The following is a 4,223-nucleotide window of genomic DNA, read 5'->3' as shown; positions in this document are numbered from 1 at the left end:
GAGCACGTCGCCGTAGATCTGCACCGAGCCCTGCATCATCTGCTCGATGACCTGCACGTCGCTTCCGAGCTGCTCGCCCTGGATGAAGTTGACGCGGACCTTGCCCGCGCCGCGATCGTTGACGCAGGCGGTGAAGCGCACATTCTGCCGGTCGAGGATGGAGCCGAGCGCATCCGAGCCGCCGAAGGTCAGCGTGGTCTGCGCCTGGGCGGGCGAGGCGAGCAGCATGCAGGCGGCCAGCAGCGGCGTGAATCGTGCGAAGGTCATGTTCTGTCTCCTGGGTCGTTCTAGGTCTGTTGGCGGCGCGGCGCGGCGGCCCGCTGCTCGAAGTAGCGGCGATCGAGGGCCGTCTGGTTCTCGTAGATGGAACCCTGGTTCTTCGCCGGCGGCAGCGGCATGCGGAGGGGGCAGTCCACGGTGCGGGGCACCACGGTCGGCGAGCCGACCAGCAGGCGGTCGTTGAACTCGGTCCAGTCGGCGACGCCGAGGAGCGGGAAGGCATCGGCCGCGGCGAACTCGTAGAGCAGCAGGTTGCGCGACTGCCTCGAGCGGTTCTCGGCGGAGCCGTGCACGGCGCGGACGTGGTGGAACGAGCACGAGCCTGCCGGTGCGATGAGCGGCACCGCGGCGGCGACGTCGACGCCGTCGCGCACCACGTCCATCGCGCCGCAGAAGTGACCGTCGGGCCCGTGGTGATCGAAGGTCGGGCCGCGATGGCTCCCGGGCACCACCAGCAGCGGCCCGTTTTCCTCGGTGGCGTCGTCGAGAAGCACGCCGACGGCGAGCAGGTCGTCGTTGGTGTGCGGGTAGAAGGCCCAGTCCTGGTGCCACTCCACCGGCGAGCCGTACTCCGGCGCCTTGAGGTTGAGCTTGGAGCCGTGCAGCCGAACCCCGCTCGGGCCGAGAAGCGCCGAGAGCACCTCGAGCAGGCGCGGCGAGCGCATGAATTCGGCGAACACGGCGTCGACCAGGTGCGGCTTCTTGATCCGGCGTACGCGCGGGTCGGCGGCCGAGTGCGTGGGCTCGAGGTCGTAGACGTCGTCATGCGCGGACACGGCACCGGCGCGCGCGATGAGCGCCGCCAGGGCCTGCTTCATGCGCTGCCGCGTCACTTCATCGAGCAGCCCTTCGACGACGACGACACCGTCGCGGCGGTACCGCTCGATGGCGGCTGGATCCGGAACAGCCATGGTCTTCTCCAGCGCCGGTCGCGTCGCGACAAAAATGGAAGCGCTTCCATTTCATGATTGCCGCTGCGCGCGACGCTGTCAAGAGAGCTGTTTCCCATACCATCGTCCCCGATGCCGACCCGCCCACGTCCACGCGCGCCGCGCCCCCGCAGCGTGCGCATGGAGGACGTGGCGCGTGCCGCGGGCGTCTCCATGGTCACCGTGTCGAGGGCGCTGAACACGCCGGAGAAGGTCGCGGCGGGAACGCTCGCCGCCGTGCGCGCAGCCATTGAGCGCCTGCGCTACGTGCACAACCTCACCGCGGGAAGCCTGGCCTCCAAACGCAGCCGCATCGTCGCCGCGATCGTGCCGACGATCGCCAGCTCGATCTTCTCGGACACGGTGGACGGCCTGGCCCAGGCTTTGGCGCCGCACCGCTACCAGCTGCTGCTCGGCCAGAGCGGCTATCGCGAGGACGAGGAGCGCGCCTTGATTGCCGCCTTTCTCGGCCGCGGTGTCGACGGGCTGCTGCTCATCGGCGTCAAGCACGCCCGAGGCGTTCGCGCCACGCTGCGGCGTGCCGGCATCCCGGTGGTCGAGACCTGGGACCTGACGCCGCGCCCGATCGACATGCTGGTCGGCTTCTCCAACCATGACGCCGGTCGGGCCGCGGCGCGCCACCTGATCGGCAGGGGCCACCGCCCGCTCGGATTCATCGGCGGGAGCGACGACCGATCGGCGTCGCGGCTGGCCGGCTTCCGCGCCGAGGCCCGGGCCATGGGCCTGGTCGACGTGGCCCTGGCTCAGGTGCCTGCGCCTTCATCCGTGTCCGACGGGCGCTCCGCGCTCTCCCGGCTCATGGACGCCGCCGCGCCGCCGCGGGCCGTCTTCTGCACCAACGACATGCTGGCCGCCGGAGCGCTGTTCGAGTGCCAGCGCCGCGGCATCGCCGTGCCGGGCCGGGTCGCGCTGATGGGCTTCGCCGACCTGCCCATCGCCGCCAGCATGGAGCCGGCGCTGACGACGGTGCAGGTGCGGGCCCGGGCCATGGGCCAGCGCGCCGGCGAGCTGATGATCGGCCGGCTCACGGGCGGGCCGGAGCGCACGCGCGTCGTCGACCTCGGCTTCGCCGTGATCGAAAGAGCGAGCACGTAGCCGCACGGACTGCTCTGCTCCTGGAGGCCGCACCGCCGTCCGGCAGCGCAGCGCTCTCGCTCACAGGATGTAGCGCGAAAGGTCCTCGTTCCTGGCCAGATCGGCGAGCTTGCCGTCGACCGCGGCCGCATCGAGCGTGATGGTCTGCCCGGACCGGTTCGGCGCGTCGAAGCTCACCTCGTCGAGCAGCCGCTCCATCACCGTCGCCAGGCGACGCGCGCCGATGTTCTCGGTGCGCTCGTTGACGTCGCAGGCGATCTGCGCGATGCGCCGGATCGCGCCCGCGTCGAGCTCGAGCTGCACGCCCTCGGTGGCGAGCAGCAGCGTGTACTGCTTGACCAGGCTGGCGTGCGTCTGCGTCAGGATCGCCTCGAAGTCGTCGACCGACAGGGGCCCGAGCTCGACGCGGATCGGGAAGCGCCCCTGCAGCTCGGGAATCAGGTCGCTCGGCTTCGACAGGTGGAAGGCGCCCGAGGCGATGAAGAGGATGTGGTCCGTCTTCACCATGCCGTACTTGGTGTTCACCGAGGTGCCTTCGACCAGCGGCAGGAGGTCGCGCTGCACGCCCTGGCGCGACACGTCGGCACCCTGCGCGTCCGAACGCGAGGTGACCTTGTCGATCTCGTCGATGAAGACGATGCCGTTCTGCTCGGCGTTGGCCAGCGCGCTCGCCTTGACGTCGTCGTCGTTGACGAGCTTGGCCGCCTCTTCCTCGACGAGCAGCTTGTGCGCCTCGGCGATCTTCATCTTGCGCGACTTCTTCTTCGCGCCGCCGAGGTTGGCGAACATGCCGCGCAGCTGCTCGGTCATCTCCTCCATCCCGGCCGGGCCCATGATCTCCATCGACGGCCTGGCCTCGGCGACCTCGATCTCGATCTCCTTGTCGGCGAGTGAGCCCTCGCGCAGGCGCTTGCGCATGACCTGGCGGGCCGTGCTCTCGGCCGAGGGCGAAGGCGACAGGCCGAGCTCGCTGCGCGCACCGGGGACGAGCGTTTCGAGGATGCGGTCCTCGGCGGCGTCCTCGGCGCGCACGCGTTGCCTGCGCATGGCGGTCTCGCGCTCCTGCTTGACGGCCATGTCGACGAGGTCGCGGATGATCGAGTCGACGTCCTTGCCGACGTAGCCGACCTCCGTGAACTTCGTCGCCTCGACCTTGATGAAGGGCGCGTCGGCGAGGCGGGCCAGGCGGCGCGCGATCTCCGTCTTGCCGACCCCGGTCGGCCCGATCATGAGGATGTTCTTCGGCGTGATCTCGCTGCGCATCGGCTCGTCGACCTGCTGGCGCCGCCAGCGGTTGCGCAGGGCGATGGCCACGGCGCGCTTGGCCCCGCCCTGGCCGACGATGTGGCGGTCGAGCTCGGAGACGATCTCCTGCGGCGTCATCGAGCTCATTCGAGGGTCTCGATCGAGTGGTTCTGGTTGGTGTAGATGCACAGGTCGCCGGCGATCTCGAGCGAGCGCTTGACGATGTCCTTGGGCGCCATCTCGGTGTGCTCGAGCAGCGCACGGGCCGCGGCGCTCGCGAAGGAGCCTCCGGAGCCGATCGCGACGATGCCGTACTCCGGCTCGAGCACGTCGCCGTTGCCGGTGATGATCAGCGACGACTCGTGGTCGGCGACGGCGAGCATCGCCTCGAGCCGGCGCAGGACCCGGTCGGTGCGCCAGTCCTTGGTCAGCTCGATGGCCGAGCGGACGAGGTTGCCCTGATGCTTGTCGAGCTTGGCCTCGAAGCGCTCGAACAGGGTGAAGGCGTCGGCGGTGGCGCCGGCGAAGCCGGCCAGGACCCGGTCGTGGTGCAGGCGGCGCACCTTGCGCGCGGTCGCCTTGACGACGATGTTTCCGAGCGTGACCTGACCATCGCCGCCGAGGGCGACGGTCCGTCCGCGGCGGACGCTGACG

The 4,223-nt window shown here is 70.2% G+C and carries 5 protein-coding genes; 1 reads left to right on the top strand and 4 read right to left on the bottom strand.

Going from position 1 to position 4,223, the window contains the following annotated elements:
* Together AC30N0_RS02835 and AC30N0_RS02830 are read right to left on the bottom strand one after the other, a co-directional pair.
* A partial coding sequence (locus tag AC30N0_RS02835) for a hypothetical protein (RefSeq protein ID WP_489516420.1) occupies positions 1-267 on the bottom strand: 267 nt, incomplete at its 3' end.
* Positions 268-287: 20 nt separating this feature from the next.
* Complete coding sequence (locus AC30N0_RS02830; RefSeq protein WP_489516419.1) at positions 288-1,190, bottom strand: phytanoyl-CoA dioxygenase family protein; 903 nt, start codon at positions 1,188-1,190, stop codon at positions 288-290.
* Positions 1,191-1,349: 159 nt separating this feature from the next.
* Here AC30N0_RS02830 and AC30N0_RS02825 point away from each other — a divergent pair, with 159 nt between their 5' ends.
* On the top strand, positions 1,350-2,324 hold the full coding sequence (locus AC30N0_RS02825; protein WP_489516421.1) for a LacI family DNA-binding transcriptional regulator: 975 nt from the start codon (positions 1,350-1,352) through the stop codon (positions 2,322-2,324).
* A 60-nt stretch (positions 2,325-2,384) separates the two neighbouring features.
* Here the strand turns inward: AC30N0_RS02825 and hslU are convergent, their stop codons facing one another.
* Positions 2,385-3,716, bottom strand: coding sequence for an ATP-dependent protease ATPase subunit HslU (gene hslU, locus AC30N0_RS02820; protein ID WP_489516418.1), 1,332 nt, complete (start codon positions 3,714-3,716; stop codon positions 2,385-2,387).
* The coding region (hslV, locus tag AC30N0_RS02815; protein ID WP_489516417.1) for an ATP-dependent protease subunit HslV at positions 3,713-4,223 on the bottom strand (511 nt) is incomplete at its 5' end. The genes hslV and hslU, both read right to left, overlap by 4 nt.

Source organism: Rhizobacter sp. (genome assembly GCF_031412495.1).
Lineage (GTDB): Bacteria > Pseudomonadota > Gammaproteobacteria > Burkholderiales > Burkholderiaceae_C > Schlegelella_A.
This window is presented reverse-complemented; position numbering and strand designations above follow the sequence as displayed.